A 19,457-nucleotide genomic window follows, 5' to 3' on the forward strand; every position below is an offset into this window, starting at 1 on the left:
CCCTCCCCGGTAAAAATCAATAGTTGACGCTGAGGCTGGCGGCGACGTTGCGGCCCGGCTTGGCGTAGCGCTCGATCTCCAAACGGCTGGCCACCGTGGTGCCGGCAGACAGGCTGCGCGCGGCCGCGTAATCCCAGTACTTGCGATCCGTCAAGTTGTACACGCCGACGATGATCTTGGCGTTCTTGTGCACATTCCAGTAGGTCGACAGGTCAAAGATGGTGTACGACGGCACCTTGAAGCGCGGCGCGGTCGTGCCCATCAGCAAGTCGTTCGGCGCCTGTTTCTCACCGGCATGCAGCGCCGTCAGTTCCAGGCCGAACAACTTGTTCGTATGGTCATAGCCGAAGGTCAGCGCCGTCTTGGCCGGCGCCACCGAGGCCAGGCCGCCGCTCTCGCCCGTCAGGGTATTGAAGGAGCGCCCCTTGGCCACGCCCGTGGCCAGGTCGACGCGGTAGCCCTGCATGGCCGGCAACCAGGTGCCCAGTTCCGCGTGCAAGCTCAGCTCGGCACCCCAGGTGCGCGCATTGCCGATGTTTTCGGGACGGTACAAGCCCCAGGTGAGGGTCGGGTAATTCACCGGGTCCAGGTCTTGCGCCACGTACTCGATCATGTTCTTGTATTCCGTCTGGTAGACGGAAGCGTGCATGCTCAAGCCCCTGGTCACGTCGCCTTTGAGCCCCAGTTCATACGCCTTGCTGGTTTCCTTGCCCAGATTCGGATTGCCCAGCACGGCATAGCCATTCCCCGTGCCCGTATAGCTGATGGAATCATAGGTACCCGTGCGTTCGACCGCCGTCGGCAGGCGCGTACCGCGCGTGAACGTGGCGTAGGCATTCATTTGCGGCAGCACTTCCACGGACAGGCTCAGGCTCGGCGTGAAGTAGGAATCGCTCTCCTTGCGCACTTCCTTGGCCGCGTTCGGCACGCCGATCAGGTAGTTCTGCAGGTTTTTCGGTTCCAGCTTGCGGTAGTCGGCACGCAGGCCCGGCGTCAGCACGGCTTTCTTGCCGCCCAGGTCGAAACCATAGTCGTCGCGCACGTACAGAGCCAGCTTGGTGACATCCATGTCGGCCATGCGGTTCTTGCGCGTGATCTGGTGCACGCCCGTGGCGATGAGGGTGCGGTCTTCCATCCATGGGCGGCGCGATTTTGTCTGTTCCAGCTGCACGCCGTACAGCAGCGCGTTGTCGGCATTGAGCTGCTTGACGGCTTCCGAAGTCAGGCCGATGCTGTCATTCTTGAAGCTGGTGTCGATGGCGCGCTGGAAGTTGCCTTGATAGGTATAGCGTCCCTTGCTCTTGTCGTCGATCTTCGCGTTCTGCAGATAAGCTTTCGAGGTCAGGCGGTCGAACAGGGCGAAATCCTTCAGCACCACATCGTGGCCCAGGCTGACGCGGGTACGCTTGGTGGTGGAATCCTGCTGCACGCCGTCCGGGTACATGGCGCTGACTTTATTGTTGAGATCGCGCTTGTTCTTGCGTTCGAACATGTCGACCGTCAAGTCCAGCTTTTGTTCGCCCGGCAGAGCCCACACCAGCTTCGACAGCAAGGCGTTCGAATGCCAGTCATCCGGGTTGACGGTGGCGCTGCCGCGGCTGTCCAGCTGCTCGCCATCGCGGTGCACGTACACGGCCAGACCTTGCAGACTGGCGCCGATCTTGGCCGCGCCCGTCAGGGTGTGTGCATTGCTGCGGTCGGCGGTCGCGCGGCCGTATTTATACGCCACGTAATGGTCCTGCCCTTCGCCCAGGTAATCTTCGGGCGACTTGGTGATGAAGGCCACGCCGCCGCCCAGGCCGGGATTGGCGCCGCTGACGGCCGTCGTGCCCGAATCGATGCGCACTTCGCGGAAGGTTTCTGGATCGAAATAATCGCGGCCCATGCCGAAGGCGTTCATGTTATTGCTGTCCGGCTTCGGTGCAGCATCCGGCAGGGAAATGCCATCGAGTTCCAGGCTGATCCGGTTGCCTTCCAGGCCACGGATGTTGTAACCGGTATTGCCCGCGCCATCCCAGATGCCGCCGCCGCCCGAGGCCGCCATTGGCGTGCTGATCAGCGGCTGATAGCGCACGACGCCGGCCATGTCCGTCACGTTGCGGCGTTCCAGGTCGTCGCTGCGGATCACCGTCTTGGTGCCCGCGCGACGCTCGTAATCCTGCTTGGCGTTCACGACGATTTCCGGGAAGACAGGCAGCTTGGCCGGTTCCTGCGCGGCCGTGCCTGCATTGATGGCGGCGTTTTGCGCGGCCACGGGCAGCAGCGGCGCGGCGAACAGGCCCAGCAAAGCGGCGCGCAGCACCAGGTTATGGCGGCGGACAGGCAGGTGAGCTGGAGATACGACGGGTGCAGCGAGGCGCTGCGTAGGCACAGTAGTCATGATGATCCGGTGGAAGAGTAAAGGCTGGCTCTTGAACCCGGATCGATAACGAAAGTGTTAACGATGCATAAGGAAAGTTTGCTGGCGAAAACAATACTGTAACACGAATCATTCTCATTTGAGAATGGCAAAGTGGTCTATACAGATGTTATTTCGCAACAGTTGTAAAAAATGCCAGCCGCGATGGCTGGCATGGTCAGGCCGGAGGATGGGCCAGCTTGCGCGCTTCCGCCTGCGCGCGGCGGCGCTCGGCAAAGAAGCGCTTGAGGAAAGCGCCGCATTCGTCGGCCAGCACGCCGCCAACGATCGCCGTCTGGTGGTTCAGCGCCGGCTGCTCGAACAGGTTCAGCACGGAACCGCAGGCGCCCGTCTTCGGGTCGCCCGCGCCATACACCACGCGCGCCAGGCGCGCATGCAACATGGCGCCCGAGCACATCACGCACGGTTCCAAGGTCACGTACAGCTCGCAGCCGGGCAAGCGGTAGTTGCCCAGCTTTTCAGCGGCCGCGCGCAAGGCCATCACTTCCGCGTGCGCCGTGGGGTCATGGCGGCCGATGGGCTGGTTGTAGCCGACGGCGATGACTTCGCCATCCTTGACGACGACGGCGCCAACGGGCACTTCGCCCAGGTCCCATGCGTGCTGTGCCTGCTCCAGGGCCAGCTGCATGTAGCGCGCGTCCTGCGCGCTAGCGTGCGTTTCAGTCATCGGTCACTTCTGCCCAGCAATTCGGCGTTTCATGCAGCACCAGTTTATGCAGGTGCAAGCCCGTGCCGAAGTGGTCGGTAAATGCCGCTTTCAGTATCTCGAAGGCGATGCGGGCCAGGTTTTCCACCGTCGGGATGCGATCGATGACGACGGTCTTATGGTCGGGCAGGCTGGCCAGGAAGTCGCGCACGGCCGTGTCTTTTTCGTAGACGAGGAAGGCGTGGTCCCAGACATCGACCAGGTGCTGCTTGGCCAGAGTTTTCACGTCGGAAAAGTCCATGATCATGCCATTGTCGGAATTGCCTTCCGCTTCGATGACCTTGCCGACCAGGGTGATTTCCACCGTGTAGCGGTGGCCATGCAGATTGCGGCACTGGCTTTTGTGGTCGGGAATGCGGTGGCCCGCGTCGAATTCGAGCTTGCGTGTGATAGTCAGCATATTGTTTTGTTAAGGTATTTGCAGGAGTTTATGGGTTTGCAGGCTCAGCTTCCACTTCGGGTTGCTTTTGCATGTTTCGATCGCCAGCTTCATGTTGTGCGCGGCCAGGGGGCCGTCCATCGCCTGCACGAAGAAGTTCTCGAAATCCAGTTGTTCGTAGGCGGCCAGGTCTTGCTGGAACTGGGGAATGACCACCTTGATTTCATTGCCTTTGTGTACGACCAGTGTCGAACCCATCTTCGGGCTGACGCAGATCCAGTCCACGCCGGCCGGCACGGGCAAGGTGCCGTTGGTCTCAATGGCGATGGTAAAGCCCACCGCGTGCATGGCGGCTATCAGGGCCGTGTCCAGTTGCAGCAGCGGTTCGCCGCCCGTAAACACCACGTATTTGCTGGGCGCGTAGCTGGCCGGCCACAGGCTGTCGATCAGCGCGGCCAGTTCCTGCGGCGTCTTGAACTTGCCGCCCAGTTCGCCATCGGTGCCGACGAAATCCGTGTCGCAGAACTGGCACACGGCCGTGGCGCGGTCGCTTTCGCGGCCCGTCCACAGGTTGCAGCCGGAAAAGCGGCAAAACACGGCCGGACGGCCAGCGTGCGCGCCTTCGCCCTGCAGGGTGTAAAAAATCTCTTTGATGCTATAAGTCACTGTATTTCCTAAGAGCTGGCTGGCGTCATCGCGCGGGGCGAACGCATCGGGGCCGGCGCGCCGCGCCGTCGCCGCAAAAGCCGATTGACAACCCTCTATTATATGCCGCCACGACACTTCCCGTGCAAATGCCGTGCCCGCTCCCTGCTGCTGCGGCATCCGGGGCAAGAAAACCATATTCGCAGGCATAACTGCGCAGCTTTTGCGTTTAGACAATATAAATAGCCCCAAGTTAATATATTTTCCGTAATAACATTGCCTGATGGAAAACATTCTTGGGGAGGATGGACATGCTGCAACGCTGGAGACGTCCGCCGTACCGCCTGAGCATTCTGGCCTGTCTGGGGGCCGCCGCACTCGCTTCCCTGCACGCCGGATACGCCGCCGGGCCGATGCTGCTGGATGGCACGCCCTCCCCCTTGATGCTGGCCTGCGCCATCCTGCTCGCTGCGCTGGCGCTGCTGCTGTGGCGCCAGCACCGCCTGGCGCTGCGCCTGCAGGCGCTGGAACAGCTGCGCGCCGAGGCCGAACAGGCGCGCGCGCAGGAACGCCTGCGCATCGGGCGCGACATCCACGACGACCTGGGCCAGCATCTGCTGACCCTGAAATTCGACCTGGCCATGCTGCAGACCAGCACGCATGACGCGGCGCCCTTGCTGGCGCGGCAACTGGCCGTGATGGCGCGCAATGTCGACCTCAGCATCGCTGCGCTGCGCTGCGTCATCCACGACCTGCGCCCGCCCGCCCTCGACGCGGGCCTGCAAGCGGCGTGCGACGACTTGCTGGCGGACTTCAAGCGTACCACGGGCATCGCTTGCAGCTGCGATTACCGGCTCGACGCGGCCGCCGGCAGCGCGCACGGCCCCCTGCTGTACCACGCGCTGCAGGAAGCGCTCGCGAATATCGCCCGCCATGCGCGCGCCACGCATGTCCAGCTGAGCCTGCAACAAACGGGCGCCACCCTGGCCTGCAGCATCAGCGACGACGGCGTCGGGCTGTCGGGCTCGCCGCCGCGACTCGGTTGCGGCCTGTCCGGCATGCATGAGCGCGTGGCAGCCGCCGGCGGCAGCCTGCACATCGAAAGCCAAATCGACACCGGCACCACCTTGCGCGTGTCGCTGCCCCTGCCGGACTGCCACGACGAAGCGATGGCGCATCGCTGAAAATATTGCTCAATATCAACATCTCCTGTCTCGCTGCGCTGCATCATGGCCAGCGAGCCAGCCCCATTCACCCCAAGAAGGATGTTTACATGCCGGATAGCCATGCACATGCCAGCGCATCGCCCTGCGATGCAGCCCAGGGTTTTGCCGTCAAAATGATGGAATTGCTGGTCGTGCCCACCTTTGTCCTCGACGTGCATGGCCAGGTGATGATCTGGAACCGCGCCTGCGAACAGCTGACGGGCGTGCCGGCGGCCGAAGTGCTGCGCACGCGCGAGCCGGGCCGCTGCTTCTACAACGACGAGCGCCCCACCCTGGCCGACCTGCTGCTGACCGGGCGCGGCGGCGACATGCGCGCGCTGCATGCACAGCAGCAATATCGCAGCAGCACGGGCAACAATCTGTGCGCGGAAAACTGGTGCGACATGCCGCGCACGGGGCGGCGGCGCTACCTGGCCGTCGATGCCAGCCCCATCTATGGCAATCACGGCGAACTGATCGCCGTCGTCGAAACCCTGCGCGACATGACAGATGAAAAACGCGCGCACGTGGAACTGGAACGCCTGGCCACGCGCGACGGCCTGACGGGCTTGGCAAACCGGCGCTGCTTCGACGATACCATCCTGGCCGAGTGGCAGCGCGCCCAGCGTCAAAGCCAGCCCCTGTCGCTGCTGATGGTCGACGTCGACAATTTCAAGGAGTATAACGATAGCCACGGCCACCAGGGCGGCGACCTGTGCCTGCGCAAGGTGGCCGGCGCCGTGGCCAGCGAAATGCGCACGAACGACCTGGTGGCCCGCTATGGCGGCGAAGAATTTGCCGTCATCCTGCCGAACCAGTCGCTCAAGGGCGCGGCCATCGTGGCCGAACGCATCCGCCAGCGCGTGGAGCGGCTGCAACTGCCGCGCAAGCGCCCCGATGGCGCCTGCGTTACCGTCAGCATCGGCGCCGCCACGGCCCTGCCCGGTGCAGGCACGGAACTGGGGCAGCTGATCCACACGGCCGACTGCGCCCTGTACCGCGCCAAGCACCTGGGCCGCAACCGCATCAGCCTGCCGGAAACGACGCTGACGTAAGCAGCAAATACGCGTCCAAGTAACACGACCAAATTTGGCGTATATTTGGTCGTCTCGCAGTTTGTCTCATTCGGAGCCGCCATGAACCTCAAGGAACGCATCAAACCGATCTCCTATCTCAAGGCCAATACGACGGAAATCGTCAACAGCTTTGACGCTGGCCAGGATGAGCCCATCATCATCACGCAAAATGGCGAGGCGAAGATGGTCGTGCTGTCCATGCACGCCTACCAGGAAGGCAAGCGGCAAGCGCGGCAGATGCAGGAACAGCATGCGTTCATGAAGCTGATCGCCATGGGCAACCAGGAAATCGCGCGCGGCGACGTGGTGTCCGAAGAAGACTTCCTGTCCAGCCTTGACCAGGCTTGAGATGGCGCGCATCGTCGTGCTGAACAGCGCGCAAGCCGATTTCAATGAACTGCGCAGCGACTTCAAGGCGCGCCACACGGCCGCCGCCCAGGCGCAGTTCACCGCCGCTTTCCGGCAATTATTCGCTGATCTGAAAGCCTTTCCCGACAGCGAGACGCCCGTCGAGGCTGCCCGCGAAGTCGGCATGGATGTGCGGCAACGCCTGTGCGAGGATATCCGCGTGATCTACCATCACGACCGTGCGCACGGCAGCGTGTACATCCGCATGTTCCTGCCCACCCGGCGCGATTTTCTCAGCCATCTCACGACGCGCATTCTGCGGCCCGACTTTTAGCCCCTATGCAGGGCGGCGTGAATATTCTATGCTGCGGCGTTGCACTTTCCACATTCCAAGAAAAGAAGGAGCCTTCGTGTCAAGAATCATGCCCGCTTTATTACCCGCTTTCGCCCTGGCCCTGTCGGCCATGGCCTCGTCGAACCTGGGCGCCGCGCCCGTCAAACCGGCCGCCGCCCACAGCGCTGCCGCCAGCAAGGCCGATTTGCTGCCGTTCAAGGCAACGGAAAAGACCCTGGCCAATGGATTAAAAATCATCATCGTGCCGACCGGTTTTCCCAACCTGGTCTCGCTGCAGATTCCCGTGCAGACGGGTTCGCGCAATGAAGTCGAGCCGGGCAAGTCCGGCTTTGCCCACTTCTTCGAGCACATGATGTTCCGCGGCACCAAGGCGTATCCGCCCGAGAAATACCAGGAAGTCATCACCCGCGCCGGCGCGCGCCAGAACGCGTATACCAGCGACGACCTGACCAATTACCACACGACGTTTGCCAAGCAAGACCTGGAAACCGTGCTGAAGGTGGAAGCTGACCGTTTCCAGCACCTCGACTATGCGGAAGACGCGTTCAAGACGGAATCGCGGGCCGTGCTGGGCGAATACAACAAGAACAGCGCCAATCCCGTTTCGAAACTGTTCGAAGTGATGCGCGACAGCGCCTACACGACGCATACCTACAAGCACACGACGATGGGTTTTATTCAGGACATCGAAGACATGCCGAACCAGTACGCGTATTCGAAGCTCTTCTTCGACCGCTGGTACCGTCCCGAGCGCACCACCATCATCATCGCCGGCGACGTGGAGCCGCAGCAAGCCATCGCGCTGGTGGAAAAATACTGGAGCAGCTGGCAGCGCGGCAAGCAGCAGGCGGCCGTGCCCGTGGAACCCGCGCCGCGCGGCCCCGTCTACAAGCACGTGGCCTGGCCAACGCCGACCTTGCCGTGGGTGGCCGTCGGCTTCCACGCGCCCGCGTTTTCCGTGAAGGACAAGGACCAGGCTGCGCTGGCAACCCTGCTGTCGCTGTCGTTCGGCCGCACCTCGCCGCTGTATAAACGCCTGGTGCAGAATGAGCAAAAGGTCGACCAGCTGTTCGACATGACGCCGGACCGGGTCGACCCGACCCTGGCCGTGCTGGGCGCGCGCGTGAAAAACATCGACGACGCCGTCTACGTGCGCGACGCCATCCTGGCCACCGTGGCGCGGCTGCGCGATACGCCAGTGAGCGAAAAAGACCTGGCAGATGCCAAGTCGGCCGAAAAATATGGGCTGATCCGCTCGCTCGACAACACGGAGCAGATCGCCGGCACCCTGGCTTCCTTCGTGCATTTCGACCGCTCGTACGCCACCATCAACCAGTACTACCGCCTGATCGATACGCTCACGCCGGCCGACCTGCAGGCGGCCGCGCGCAAATACCTGACGGACGAGGGCCTGGTGGTGACGACCCTGTCCCACCAGCCGATGGCGGCCGCCATCGCCACCACGCCGACACTGGCCAGCCTGCTGCCAGCCGCCGCGAACGCGAAGTTCGACGTGCTGGTGCAAAAGTCCGCGCTGCCGCAGATCCGCTACAAGCTGCTGTTTACGGCCGGTTCCGCGCAAGACCCGCAAGGCAAGGAAGGCCTGGCTGCGCTGACGGCCGCCATGGTGGCGTCCGCTGGTTCATCCGAGCGCAAGATCGACGAGGTCAACCAGGCCCTGTTCCCGCTGGCCGGCAGTTTCAGCCAGCAGACGGACAAGGAAATGACGACGTTTACGGGCTCCATCCACCGGGATAACTGGACGCAGTTCAACGCCATCGCCCTGCCGCTGCTGCTCTCGCCCGGTTTTCGCGAAGACGACTTCCGCCGCCTGAAGGATGCGCAAAAGAATGCGCTGCTGCTGGACCTGAAGGACAATAACGAAGAGGAATTCGCCAAGGAACGCCTGCAAACGAATGTGTATGCGGGCACGCCGTACGGCCACCCGGTGCTGGGCACGCTTGCCGGCATCGACGCCATCACCCTGGACGACGTGAAACAATTCTGGAAGAGCGCGTATGCGCAAGGCGCCGTCAAGGTGGGCATTTCCGGCGATGTGACGGACGCCATGACGGCGTCGCTGACGCAGTCGCTGGCAAGCTTGCCGGCCGGCCCCGGCTTGCCGGCCACCGTGAAACCTGCGGGCCGCAAGGCACAGGGCCTGGAAGTGGAAATCATCGAGAAAAACACGCGTGCCACGGCCATCTCGTTCGGCCTGCCGCTCGACGTGACACGCACGCACCCGGACTTCCCCGCCCTGTGGCTGGCGAAGACGTGGCTGGGCGAGCACCGCGCCTCGAATTCCTACCTGTACCAGCGCATCCGCGAACTCCGCGGCATGAACTATGGCGATTACGCATACATCGAAGCCTTCCCGCGCGGCATGTACCAGTTCTTCCCGAACCCGAACCTGGGCCGCAAGGCGCAGCTGTTCGAAATCTGGATACGCCCCGTGGCGCCCGACAACGCCCACTTCGCGCTGCGTGTGGCCCTGACGGAATTGGGCAAGCTTATCGACAACGGCTTGACGCAGGACGACTTCGCCACCACGCGCGACTATCTGATGAAGAACGTCTTCGTCATGACGTCGACGCAGGACCAGCAACTCGGTTATGCGCTCGATTCGCAATGGTATGGCACGCCGGAATTTACCAAGCTGATGCGTGACGGCTTGTCGAAGCTGACGGTACAAGACGTCAACCGCGCCATCAAACAGCACCTGTCGGCGCAGAACCTGTCCGTGGTGATCGTCGCAAAGGATGCGGCCGGCTTGAAGGAAAAGCTCGTCAGCGACGCGTTTTCTCCCATCAAGTACGACGGCAACAAGCCGCAGGCCCTGCTTGATGAAGACAAGGTGATCGGCGCGATGAAGCTGAACATCCAGCCGTCCGCCGTCACCGTGACGCCGGCGGCGCAAGCCTTCGCCATGTAAGTTTGTGCCAGATCAACCTCGTCCGACGCAGCTTGCCGGATGAGGTTGATCTGTTCTTTGGCCCGGCCAAACCCGCCTTCAGTCCGCCAATCCCGGCCTTGGTCGGAAAGTAGCATCTTGGCAATCTGGTTATCCGCATACTGTTTTTCGACTCTTCCCGAGCGAAAACCACGACAAGGATAGCCATGCACCTGTTCCCTCCCCACCTTTACGCCACCTGCGTCCTCGCTGTTGCCGCCCTGCCGGGCACCCTGTACGCGCAAACGCCGGCCCTCGCCGGACAGTGGCAATTCCAGACTGCGACGGGCACGACCACGACAAATGGCGTCGAGGCCGACCTGATCGACACGGGCATACTCGACATTACCGAAGAGCAAGACGGCCTGCGCGCGACGATCGCGTGGCTCGACGAACGTGGCCAGCTCACGCCGCCGCGCACGGTGCATGGCACCGCCGGCCCCGCCGGTACCGCCGGCACCATCTTCCGGCACAGCGGCAAGCGCGTCAGCACCGGGCGCAACGGCAAGGAGGTCAGCACCGACGTGACGATACGCTGGACCTTGCACGCCAAGGGCGACGTGCTGAGCGGCGAACGCCTGGTCGAAACCGATGAGAACGAACCCAAGCCCGTGAGCGGCAGGCGGCTCCAGCAGCGCTATGTGCCGCCGGTACTGCCACCCGCAGCAGCACCGTCAGGCGCCGCCGCGCGCGGCCCTTCCACGCCGGCCGAGCGCGCGCGCGTGGTGCAGATGGCAACAGAGGCGCAGCGCAATCCCCTGGCAGTGCAACAGCGCGACGGCGCCTGGCTAACAGAATGGATCGAGGCAATTCCCGACTTCACGCTACCGGCCAGTGCGCTGGAAAGCTGGCTCTCCATCGCCAGCCAGGCGACTATCCGCGAGGCGATGGTGTTTCAATACCTGGCCAGCGTGATGACCTTCCAGATCGAACACCCGGAGCAGGCCGGACAGCAGAGCGCCAGCGACCTGGCGGGAATGCAGGGCGTGCTGCGCGCCTATGAAACCCTGCTGCGCCAGGATAAGCTGCACCGTTCCGCCAAGCTGGACGCGGCGCAGGCGGCGCGCCAGCACGACAGGCTGCCCGCCTTCCTGGCCACGCTGTCCGGCAGGAATGCCGTCACCCAGCCTGCATCATCGCCATCGGGCGACGCCACGGCGCGCCGGATTGTGGCGCTGGGCACCAGCGAGCCGCGCGCGATGGACTGGCTCGACATCCTCAGCAACCGCTTCGGCGGCCGCATGGCCGGCAGCGACGCCTACACGCATGCGGCGCAATGGACGCGTGGGCAACTGCAGCAATGGGGCGTGCACGCCGTGCTGGAAGAGGCAGGCAGGATGCCCGTCGGCTTCAACCGCGGTCCCGGGTCAGGCAAGATGCTGGCGCCCCAGGAACAGCCCCTGCGCCTGGCGACGCCTGCCTACTCGGCCGGCACGCGTGGCGTGCAGCAGGGACTGGCAATCGTGGGGCCGGCCACCGTGGAAGAGGCACAGCAGCGCGCCGCGCAATTCAAGGGAAAATGGGTGCTGATCGGCGGCGAAAACGGGGGCGGCGGGCGCGATGGCAGCGCCATTCACCAGCCCAGGGCCATCACCCGCGTGCTGATGGCCGCCGGCGCCCTCGGCACCCTTCAGTCCGGCGAAGAACCGCTGTATGCCGCCAGCGCCGCGCCCGCCACCTGGGCAACCCTGCCGACCTTGCCCGACATCAAGCTGGCCGCGCCACAGTACACGGACATGCGCCAGCGCCTGGCGCGCGGCGAAGCCGTCACCCTGGAGTTTGACATCCGCAACTGGTTCTATCCTGGCCCGGTGACGTATCACAACGTCGTGGCCCGTATTCCCGGCACGGACAAGCCTGAGGAAATCGTGCTGATCGGCGCCCACCTCGACAGCTATGACGGCGGCACGGGCGCGGCCGACAATGGCGGCGGCGTGTCCACCATGCTCGAAGCGATGCGCCTGCTGGCGCTATCGGAAGCGAAGCCGCGCCGCACCATCATGTTTGTCGCCTTCGGCGCGGAGGAAATCGGCCGCAAGGGATCGTTCGCGTTCGCCGAGCGGCATGCGGGTGAATTGAAGAATATCGTCATGATGCTCAACCGCGACGGCCGGCCTGGCGCCATCGACGGCATCGCGATTCCCACAGCCTGGCAACCCGTGTTTGGCCGGGTCGAACGGGCGCTGCAAGACGTCCACCCCGTGTTCGGCTTTGCCGCGAGCATCAATGACGTGCCGCGCGATGCCAGCAAGGCGATGCATGCGCGGGCAGGCAGCGATGACGCCGTCTTCAGCCTGCATGGCGTGCCGACGCCGAAATTTACCGTGCTCGGCGAATTCGACTATGCGCGCGTGCATCACACGCTGCTCGACACGTATGACAACGTGCTGCCCTTCAGCGCGGCGCAGCAATACTCGGCCATCGCCATCGCCTTGAGCGCGTACGAAGTCGCGAACGCGCCGGAAGCGATCAGCAGGAAAGGCTATTATCGCGCCGCAAAAGCGGCACAGTAGGCTTCCCCGCCAGCGTCACTCGAAGGGATTGGCCACCGACGTCACTTCGGGCGGCGGCAGCTGGTCGGGCAGCTCCTGCTTTTCCAGCTGGGCGACCACGTCGGCCAGCAGTTTTTGCAGCTGTTTCGCCAGGGCCAGGCCCGGCTTGTCCAGGGTCAGGTCGATGTCGCCGCTGATGCTGATGCGGTCGATGCGGTTTTCGATGCTCAGGTTGCCAATCTCCAGCACATCGCTTTCATTGGCATACGGGACGAATTTCTTTGCGCACATGGGATTTCCTTTTCGACGGTCTTGTTATTTCCTGGACTTGCTATTGATCTTGGGCAAACTCAGCATGCGCAGTTTTTGCTGGCGCGTCAGCGACGGTAACAGATCGATGCCTATCCTGTCTTCCAGTTGCGCAATGCTCAGCACTTCATACGTCTTGGTGTCGACGTTTGCTATGAAGTAGGCGGCGCCGGCGCGTTGGCGCGGGCTGTACACGGCCTTGTACAAATGGCTGGGCACGATGACTCTTCCCACCTTGCGCAGGTTGCCGCCAATAAAAGCCGGCCCCGTGATCACGTACAGATCGCCCTCTTTCTTCGCCATCTTGCGCACGGCGCCTTCAATGCCGGCCCATACATAGCGGTTGTTGCGCGCATCCTGCGGCACCATGTTGGCCAGGGTAAAGCTGTCACGCTGGCTCTGGCGGTCCGGCATGTCGCCGTTGGGCGCCATATGGCCACGGTCGAAGCCGCTGCGCGCATAGTCGGCCAGTTCCGCGCGCTGGGCGGCGGGCAGCTTGCGTTCGGCATGGAAGGAATTTTCGCGCGACAAATCCTGCGCCGCTTCGAGGTTGTTCGCCGTCAAGTGCTCAGCCGACCACAGCGGCGTGCGCGTGATACCCGAGTGCATCACGCCAAACACGTTGTAGCACAGCTCTTTCGTCGCCACATCCAGCTTGGGGTTGGTGATTTCCGGCTTGCGGCCATCGACGTAATGGGCGGGACAGGCATCGGCATGGGCCAGGTTCGCGGCAAAGGCGGAAGCCAGCAAGCCGCACGCCAGGGTCAGCCTGGCGATCGATCGTTGAATCATATTTACCTAATTGAAATCTTTGCAGGCCAGCATTCTAGCGGACACGGGCCCCCTTCCACAATCCTGCCGTGCGCCCCTGTGCCAGGCCGCATGCGGCCCTGCCACGCGCTGGCGCAAATAAAGGCCAACAGGCCGCGCACAGCCATTCATATCTGCTAAGATTGCCTTGATTCGTTCGCATCGACCATTCAAGATTTGGAGAGCATATGATCAAAAAAACCCTGCTGCTGATCGTTGTCGTCGTCGCCGCCATCCTCGGCTATGCCACCACCAAGCCCGACACCTTCAGTGTCCAGCGCGAAATCACCATCAAGGCACCGCCCGAGAAAATCGCCGCCCTGATCACGGACTTCCACTACTGGGCCGCCTGGTCGCCGTGGGAAAAGCTCGATCCGGCCATGCGCCGCACGTTTTCGGGGCCGGCCAACGGCCTGGGCGCGCAGTATGCCTGGACGGGCAATGACAAGGTCGGCGCCGGCCGCATGGAAATCACGGAAGCAGCCCAGCCTGAGCGCACCGTCATCAAGCTGGACTTCCTGAAACCGTTCGAAAGCCATAACACCACCACGTTTACCATGACACAAGAAGGCGACAGCACCAAGGTGAACTGGACCATGACAGGCCCCAGCCCTTACGTCAGCAAGGTCATGACGGTCTTCGTCAGCATGGATACCATGATCGGCAAGGATTTTGACAAAGGCCTCAACAACCTGAAGGCGGCGGCCGAGCGCTAAGCCCGCGCTACGCAAGCCAAAACAGGGCCCGCGCGGCCCTGTTTTTCATGGTGCGCGCCCTTGCAGCGCGATCTGCGGCAAGGGAGCGCGCCGTCAGAACTGCTCGATCCAGGCCGCCAGGTGGTCCGGCGTGAGCGCCGGTTCAGCCTGCACTACCTTGCCCTGCAAACCCAGTTCCGTCTTGCTCAGCTGCAAGGACCAGCCGCGGCGCGCCAGCCACAGCAAGCTGGCCAGCCAGAAGGAGTGGATGGCCGAGACCGGCGTGGTGGTCGGCGTTTCCAGGAATTCCGTCAGCAGCCGCCCATCGAGGAACAGCGCCGTGCCGCCCTGGTTTTGCAGGGCCGCGCCAAACACGGGCAGCAGCATGTCGATCGCCTGCTCCACGCCCCGTCCCGGATGTTCGCGCTCGAGCGTGTCGAGCTGCTGGCGCACAGCGGCGGCAAAGGCCGTGCCGCGGAAGGCTTCCGAACTGACCAGGTCGGCATAATCCATCAACAGCCAGTCCGGCTCGGGCGGCGTGACGCCGGCCGTCAGAGCCGCCGACAGATACGCTTCCACGGGCAACTGCTGTTCCGGACCGGCCAGGCTGGCGCACAGGGCGTACAGGGTGCCGATGCGGTTGGCGACGGCTTGCCGCTGGCGCACCATCAACTTCTCGCGCAGCAACTGGGCGTGCTCATTGCGCAAGCGCGCCAGTTCCAGCGCCTGTTTCAATTCCATGCGCAGGGCCGCGATATCCCACGGCTTCTGGATGTAGCGGTGGATCTGCCCCTGGTTGACGGCTTCCACTGTGTGCTCGAGCTCGGAATACGCGGTGGTCAAAATGCGCACGATGTGCGGATGGCGGTCCCAGCAATATGACAGCAACTCGTTGCCGTAGGCGCCAGGCATGCGCTGGTCCGACACCAGCACGGCGATGCGGTCGGCCTGCTCGTCGAGGATGCGCTTGCCCTCCTCGACCGAGGTGGCCGTCAGCACGTCGGCCAGCGGTGCGATGGCGCGCTGGAAGTATTTGAGGGCGTTGGCCTCGTCATCGACATAGAGTATCGTCGGCAAGCCTTGCGCCGACTCACGCTGAGCCGGTAAACGCAGATTGGCGTCAATCATGCTCGTTCCTTATATGTACTGGAAAATTCAGGGTTACCGTGGTGGAAGTGCCAAACTCGGTGGCGATGTCGAGGTTGCCGCCGAACGACTGCATCATGCGGTGGCAAAACACCATGCCCCAGCCCTTGCCTTCGCCACCGCTGGCACTGACGGGGTCGATCAACAGCTGTTCGACGATCTCGGGGGCGATGCCGGCGCCATTGTCGCGCACCGTGATGCGGCCGGCGTCGATGCGGATGCCGATCGCCGGATGAGTCTGCTCACCGGCCGAACGCAAGGCATTCGCCAGCACGGACGACAAGATCAGCGCGACGCAATTGGGTGACTCGGCAATGGAGAAATCATCGCCCACGTCGACCGTGATGGCGGCGCGCTGGGCCGTGCTCAAGGGATAGCTGTCGAGCAAGGCGGCCAGCAGCTGGCGCGCGCTGCCGGCGCGGCGTCCGCCCTGCATGCCGGGACCGGCGCTGGCCAGACGCACCGTATCGACAAAGCTGGCCAGCACGGACAGGCAATAGCGCGCATTGTCGTGCATCAAGGCCGCCGCTTCGCCGATCTCGGCCTGCGGTGCGGCATCCGCCTGCGCGCGCCGCGCGATGCCGCGCGCAAAATTGGCGATGGCCGCCAGCGGCGTGTTCAATTCATGCGCAAGAAAAGCCAGCGACTCTTCCATCGCCACCAGGCCCTGACGGCGCGCGGCGCGCTCGCGCCCCGTCTGCACGGCCAGCTGCAGCGCCGTTTGCATGGCGGCCAGGTCGAGCGGCTTTTCCAGCAGGCGGAACAAGGTGCCGCCATTGATCAGCTCCAGCAGCACGTCCTTGTCCGCATACGCGGTCACCAGCATGCAGACGATGTGGGGATAGCGCTGCGCCACTTCCTGCAGCAGCTCGCTGCCCAGGCGATCCGGCATGCGGTAATCGGTAACGAGCACGTCGACCTGGCCGGCCTCGTCTTCCAGCAAGGCCAGCGCCGCATCGACGCTCTGCGCCGTCAACACGCGGTAGCGGGGTCCGGCGGCGCGCTCGAAATACTTGCAGGCGAGCGCTTCGTCGTCCACGTACAGCACGCTGGCGCGGCTATCGTTGTCCATTAACGGCCCTCCCAGTCGGAGCGCTGCAAGTCGAAGTTCATGCTGGCCCACACCCCCAGCTCGCTTTCGGCGCTGAGGGTGCCGCCGTGGCGCTCGATCACGCCATAGCTGATGCTCAGCCCCAGCCCCAGCCCCTGCCCCACTTCGCGCGTGGTGAAGAACGGTTCGAACACGCGCGCCAGGTTTTCCGGAGCGATGCCGGGGCCGTTGTCGCGCACGCTGATGCGCAGACGGTTCTCGTCCCAGTGGGCCGTGATGCGGATCTCGAACGGCGGCGCATTGCCCTTGCGCATGGACAGCACGGCATTGCCCAGCAAGTTGATCAGCACGCCCACGATGGCCGCCTCGTCGCCGCGCACCAGGGTGTCGACCGGCAAGTCGTGGCTGATGCTGACATTCTTCGTTTCATGCCCCACCAGGCGGATGGCCGCGTCGAGCGCGCTGCGGAACTGGAAGTGTCCCGTCTCCAGCTGGTTGCCGCTCTTGCGGTAGGCAAAGGTCTTCAAGTCGGAGACGATATGCTGCACGCGCAGCATGCCCTGCTTGGCGTCGGCCAGGCATTCACTGACCAGCGCGCTTTGCTTGGCGGCCGGGTCTTCGATGGCCACCTCGATGGCCATCATGCAGAAGTTCACGGGGTTATTGACTTCATGCAGCATGCCGGCGGCCAGGGTGCCGATGGCGGCCATTTTCTCCTGCTGCAGCATCTGCCCCTTGATATCGGCCAGACTTTTATTCGTTTCTTCCAGCTGCGTGTTCTTTTGCGCCACTTCCGCCTTCAGCTGGAACAGCATGAAGCGGGCGCGCTCATTGAAATAGGTAAACACGGCGCTGATGCTGGCCGACATGATGAGGAACAGACAGTTGACGACAAACGTGCCGGCCAGGTCGAAGCCGCCCGCATGCCAGGCGCAGGCGGCCACGTACAGCAGGCAGGAAATGGCGCCGAAGACCATGTTTTGCCACAGGCCAAACGCCAGCACGATGCCCGACGAATAGATGGCCAGGGTCATGCCCACATAATAAATCGAGGTGGCGCCTTCCGTGACGGCGATCATCCAGGCGATCATGATTTGCGGCAGGATCAGCCAGACAAACGTCAGCCCCTGGATGCGGTCTTGCGCCCAGCGCGTGCGCATGGCCAGCACGACGCAAAAGATCAGCACGGACACAAGGATGCGCGCGCTGGTAAACGCCGACTGTTTATCGGGATACAGGGCCGAATCGAGGCCCATGCCCAGCAGGATCAGCACGATGCCCGTATAAGCCCCGCCACGGCTGAATTCCAGGCGGAAGTCGCGCAAAACGGCCGTGTAGCCGGCGTGCAGGCCTGGAGTATCCATCAAGGAATGCTCACTTCCGCGAACACATTCACGCCCGTCGCGTCGACATAGATCAGCGGGTCCGTTGCATGTTCGGGCAGCAAGGCCGACAGGCCCTCTTCATTGCGATAGATCAAATGCCATTCCAGCAAATGCTCCATGCCGAACTTGCCCGGATTGTCCGCGTGCACATTGGTGACGAGCAAACGTCCGCCCGGCCCCACGCGCGAAGCGAAATGCATCAGCAGGCGCGCGCACACCTTGTCGGACAGATAGTCGAACAGGCCGGCGCAATACACGGCGTCGAAACTGCCGGGCAAGCCCGTGATACCAGCGCCATGACGGCGCTTGAGCAAGTTGTGCACGGAATCGTGCACATAATCGATCTCGACCACGCGCCCCGTGCGCTGCATGATGGTGGTCAAACGCGCGCGCGTCCAGTCCAGGGTTTCGCTGCTGAAGTCGACAAGTTCGAAGGCCAGCCACTGCGCGTCCGGGCACGTTTCCAGGAAACGCTGCACCTCGATGGCCGGGCCGCAGCCCACGTTGAGCACTTTATACACACGCCCGGCAGCGCGCGCCGCGGCCGCCTTTTGCGACAGGAATTCCGTCAGGATATCGATGCGGTTGCGGTGCGCCGTCGCCACGGCCGCCTGCAGGAAAGCCGCATTGACGATCTGAAAATAGGTGCTCGGCCCTTGCCGTGGATCGTCGAGCAGCTGGTTGACCATCTGGTAGTCGCCCGCATAGCCGAGCGGCTTGGTAAACGTGCGGAAGACGAACGGCGCGCGCAGGATCAAGGGGTGCAGCGCCGCCTGGGCGAAGGCGCGGTGGGCCGGCGCCCGCTCTTCCTCGACGAGCGAGGCTTCCACCTCGAGCTGGCGCAAGTAAAGCTGGGTTTGCTCCATCAGCGGCAGGGCCAGTTCATCGAAGATGTCCGGGCGCAATCGGCCATTTTCCTTGGGCAGCGAGTCGGACAGGTCGACCTGCTCGACCCAGCGCGACACTTCCGACAAAAAGGCGCGCATTTCGTTGACGACGATCTGGTAATCGCGGCGGATGCGGAAGCGCTCGCCCCAGCCGGCGACAAAGGCGCTGGACTCTTTCAATACGGCGCCCTTGACGACGACCACGTCGCTCAGCTCGCGCCACTCGTCGATCAGAGTCACGGAAACGATGGCGGTCAGGCCCGTGTTGACGCTGCTGATGACGACGGCCTTGCCCACGTAGGCGTTTTTCGCCCCCATGCGCACCGTCACGTCATTGAGCACTTCGCTGACCTGCACAATCGAGTATGGATTGTAGATTTCCATGACCAGCGAATTGCGCTGCAAGTTGAAAATCGTGCCGCGCACCGCCTCACCCTGGGTGTTGCGGAAACTGACGACTGGATCGATCTGCGATTGTGAATACACGATTGAGCATTATCAAGTTGCCCGGTTTCCGGCGCACCACACTGGTGACGCCAGTTTCCAGGCTGGGTTAAGGCACGGCACACCGGTCGTCTGCCGCCGGCTCCGCCATCAAG

17 protein-coding genes are annotated in these 19,457 nt (G+C 63.2%); 7 read left to right on the top strand and 10 right to left on the bottom strand.

The features are described from left to right. Window positions 1–16 precede the first annotated feature (16 nt). The 4 genes from CSQ93_RS06000 to queE all read right to left on the bottom strand — a co-directional run bounded on the left by CSQ93_RS06000 (window position 17) and on the right by queE (window position 4,170). Window positions 17–2,380 (bottom strand): TonB-dependent hemoglobin/transferrin/lactoferrin family receptor, encoded by a 2,364-nt coding sequence (locus CSQ93_RS06000; protein WP_099377237.1) that lies wholly within the window; start codon window positions 2,378–2,380, stop codon window positions 17–19. A 196-nt stretch (window positions 2,381–2,576) separates the two neighbouring features. Next, on the bottom strand, window positions 2,577–3,086 hold the full coding sequence (gene tadA / locus CSQ93_RS06005; protein ID WP_034755999.1) for a tRNA adenosine(34) deaminase TadA: 510 nt from the start codon (window positions 3,084–3,086) through the stop codon (window positions 2,577–2,579). Continuing rightward, on the bottom strand, window positions 3,079–3,525 hold the full coding sequence (gene queD, locus CSQ93_RS06010) for a 6-carboxytetrahydropterin synthase QueD (RefSeq protein WP_035819191.1): 447 nt from the start codon (window positions 3,523–3,525) through the stop codon (window positions 3,079–3,081). The genes tadA and queD overlap by 8 nt, the downstream gene beginning before the upstream one ends. A gap of 9 nt (window positions 3,526–3,534) precedes the next feature. Continuing rightward, on the bottom strand, window positions 3,535–4,170 hold the full coding sequence (queE, locus tag CSQ93_RS06015; protein WP_035819193.1) for a 7-carboxy-7-deazaguanine synthase: 636 nt from the start codon (window positions 4,168–4,170) through the stop codon (window positions 3,535–3,537). Window positions 4,171–4,460: 290 nt separating this feature from the next. On the opposite strand from queE, the gene CSQ93_RS06020 reads away from it, so the two are divergent. The 6 genes from CSQ93_RS06020 (at window position 4,461) to CSQ93_RS06045 (ending at window position 12,596) form a co-directional block, all read left to right on the top strand. Further along, window positions 4,461–5,333 carry a sensor histidine kinase gene (locus tag CSQ93_RS06020; protein ID WP_158301138.1) on the top strand — a complete coding sequence of 291 codons (873 nt, stop codon included), beginning with the start codon at window positions 4,461–4,463 and terminating at the stop codon, window positions 5,331–5,333. Window positions 5,334–5,422: 89 nt separating this feature from the next. Then, entirely contained in the window at window positions 5,423–6,409 is a 987-nt protein-coding gene (locus tag CSQ93_RS06025; protein ID WP_099377239.1) for a sensor domain-containing diguanylate cyclase, read from the top strand. 81 nt (window positions 6,410–6,490) lie between these two features. Beyond that, window positions 6,491–6,778, top strand: coding sequence for a type II toxin-antitoxin system Phd/YefM family antitoxin (locus CSQ93_RS06030; RefSeq protein ID WP_099377240.1), 288 nt, complete (start codon window positions 6,491–6,493; stop codon window positions 6,776–6,778). A gap of 1 nt (window position 6,779) precedes the next feature. Next, complete coding sequence (locus tag CSQ93_RS06035; RefSeq protein ID WP_099377241.1) at window positions 6,780–7,112, top strand: type II toxin-antitoxin system RelE/ParE family toxin; 333 nt, start codon at window positions 6,780–6,782, stop codon at window positions 7,110–7,112. 76 nt (window positions 7,113–7,188) lie between these two features. After that, a complete protein-coding gene (locus CSQ93_RS06040) occupies window positions 7,189–10,065 on the top strand; it encodes a M16 family metallopeptidase (protein WP_099377242.1) in 2,877 nt (958 codons plus the stop codon). A gap of 185 nt (window positions 10,066–10,250) precedes the next feature. Continuing rightward, window positions 10,251–12,596: a M28 family metallopeptidase gene (locus CSQ93_RS06045; RefSeq protein WP_099377243.1), complete on the top strand. Its 2,346-nt coding sequence runs from the start codon at window positions 10,251–10,253 to the stop codon at window positions 12,594–12,596. A 15-nt stretch (window positions 12,597–12,611) separates the two neighbouring features. On the opposite strand, the gene CSQ93_RS06050 is transcribed toward CSQ93_RS06045, so the two are convergent. Both CSQ93_RS06050 and CSQ93_RS06055 read right to left on the bottom strand, forming a co-directional pair. Beyond that, window positions 12,612–12,866, bottom strand: a complete 255-nt coding sequence (locus CSQ93_RS06050) for a hypothetical protein (protein ID WP_035819202.1) — start codon at window positions 12,864–12,866, stop codon at window positions 12,612–12,614. A 24-nt stretch (window positions 12,867–12,890) separates the two neighbouring features. Beyond that, complete coding sequence (locus CSQ93_RS06055; protein WP_099377244.1) at window positions 12,891–13,676, bottom strand: DNA/RNA non-specific endonuclease; 786 nt, start codon at window positions 13,674–13,676, stop codon at window positions 12,891–12,893. Window positions 13,677–13,882: 206 nt separating this feature from the next. Between CSQ93_RS06055 and CSQ93_RS06060 the strand changes: the two genes are divergently transcribed. Next, window positions 13,883–14,410 (top strand): SRPBCC family protein, encoded by a 528-nt coding sequence (locus CSQ93_RS06060; RefSeq protein ID WP_099377245.1) that lies wholly within the window; start codon window positions 13,883–13,885, stop codon window positions 14,408–14,410. 93 nt (window positions 14,411–14,503) lie between these two features. Here the strand turns inward: CSQ93_RS06060 and CSQ93_RS06065 are convergent, their stop codons facing one another. Genes CSQ93_RS06065 through CSQ93_RS06080 form a run of 4 tightly spaced genes read right to left on the bottom strand, consistent with a single transcriptional unit; the run spans window position 14,504 to window position 19,344 of the window. Beyond that, entirely contained in the window at window positions 14,504–15,517 is a 1,014-nt protein-coding gene (locus CSQ93_RS06065) for a response regulator (protein ID WP_099377246.1), read from the bottom strand. After that, a complete protein-coding gene (locus CSQ93_RS06070) occupies window positions 15,510–16,607 on the bottom strand; it encodes a hybrid sensor histidine kinase/response regulator (RefSeq protein WP_099377247.1) in 1,098 nt (365 codons plus the stop codon). The genes CSQ93_RS06065 and CSQ93_RS06070 overlap by 8 nt, the downstream gene beginning before the upstream one ends. Beyond that, complete coding sequence (locus tag CSQ93_RS06075; RefSeq protein WP_099377248.1) at window positions 16,607–17,950, bottom strand: sensor histidine kinase; 1,344 nt, start codon at window positions 17,948–17,950, stop codon at window positions 16,607–16,609. Before CSQ93_RS06075 ends, CSQ93_RS06070 begins: the two co-directional genes overlap by 1 nt. Then, window positions 17,950–19,344, bottom strand: coding sequence for a class I SAM-dependent methyltransferase (locus CSQ93_RS06080; protein ID WP_099377249.1), 1,395 nt, complete (start codon window positions 19,342–19,344; stop codon window positions 17,950–17,952). The genes CSQ93_RS06075 and CSQ93_RS06080 overlap by 1 nt, the downstream gene beginning before the upstream one ends. Between the last annotated feature and the right edge of the window lie 113 nt (window positions 19,345–19,457).

It is taken from the genome of Janthinobacterium sp. BJB426, assembly GCF_002735705.1.
Taxonomy (GTDB): domain Bacteria; phylum Pseudomonadota; class Gammaproteobacteria; order Burkholderiales; family Burkholderiaceae_D; genus Janthinobacterium.

What these genes read in the sequence shown, in the direction of transcription:
- CSQ93_RS06025 (WP_099377239.1), top strand. Translation starts at nt 5,423, where the DNA reads ATGCCGGATAGCCATGCACATGCCAGCGCATCGCCCTGCGATGCAGCC.
- CSQ93_RS06075 (WP_099377248.1), bottom strand. Translation starts at nt 17,950, where the DNA reads ATGGATACTCCAGGCCTGCACGCCGGCTACACGGCCGTTTTGCGCGAC.
- queD (WP_035819191.1), bottom strand. Translation starts at nt 3,525, where the DNA reads ATGCTGACTATCACACGCAAGCTCGAATTCGACGCGGGCCACCGCATT.
- CSQ93_RS06060 (WP_099377245.1), top strand. Translation starts at nt 13,883, where the DNA reads ATGATCAAAAAAACCCTGCTGCTGATCGTTGTCGTCGTCGCCGCCATC.
- CSQ93_RS06055 (WP_099377244.1), bottom strand. Translation starts at nt 13,676, where the DNA reads ATGATTCAACGATCGATCGCCAGGCTGACCCTGGCGTGCGGCTTGCTG.
- CSQ93_RS06020 (WP_158301138.1), top strand. Translation starts at nt 4,461, where the DNA reads ATGCTGCAACGCTGGAGACGTCCGCCGTACCGCCTGAGCATTCTGGCC.
- CSQ93_RS06045 (WP_099377243.1), top strand. Translation starts at nt 10,251, where the DNA reads ATGCACCTGTTCCCTCCCCACCTTTACGCCACCTGCGTCCTCGCTGTT.
- CSQ93_RS06050 (WP_035819202.1), bottom strand. Translation starts at nt 12,866, where the DNA reads ATGTGCGCAAAGAAATTCGTCCCGTATGCCAATGAAAGCGATGTGCTG.
- CSQ93_RS06065 (WP_099377246.1), bottom strand. Translation starts at nt 15,517, where the DNA reads ATGATTGACGCCAATCTGCGTTTACCGGCTCAGCGTGAGTCGGCGCAA.
- CSQ93_RS06070 (WP_099377247.1), bottom strand. Translation starts at nt 16,607, where the DNA reads ATGGACAACGATAGCCGCGCCAGCGTGCTGTACGTGGACGACGAAGCG.
- CSQ93_RS06035 (WP_099377241.1), top strand. Translation starts at nt 6,780, where the DNA reads ATGGCGCGCATCGTCGTGCTGAACAGCGCGCAAGCCGATTTCAATGAA.
- CSQ93_RS06000 (WP_099377237.1), bottom strand. Translation starts at nt 2,380, where the DNA reads ATGACTACTGTGCCTACGCAGCGCCTCGCTGCACCCGTCGTATCTCCA.
- tadA (WP_034755999.1), bottom strand. Translation starts at nt 3,086, where the DNA reads ATGACTGAAACGCACGCTAGCGCGCAGGACGCGCGCTACATGCAGCTG.
- CSQ93_RS06030 (WP_099377240.1), top strand. Translation starts at nt 6,491, where the DNA reads ATGAACCTCAAGGAACGCATCAAACCGATCTCCTATCTCAAGGCCAAT.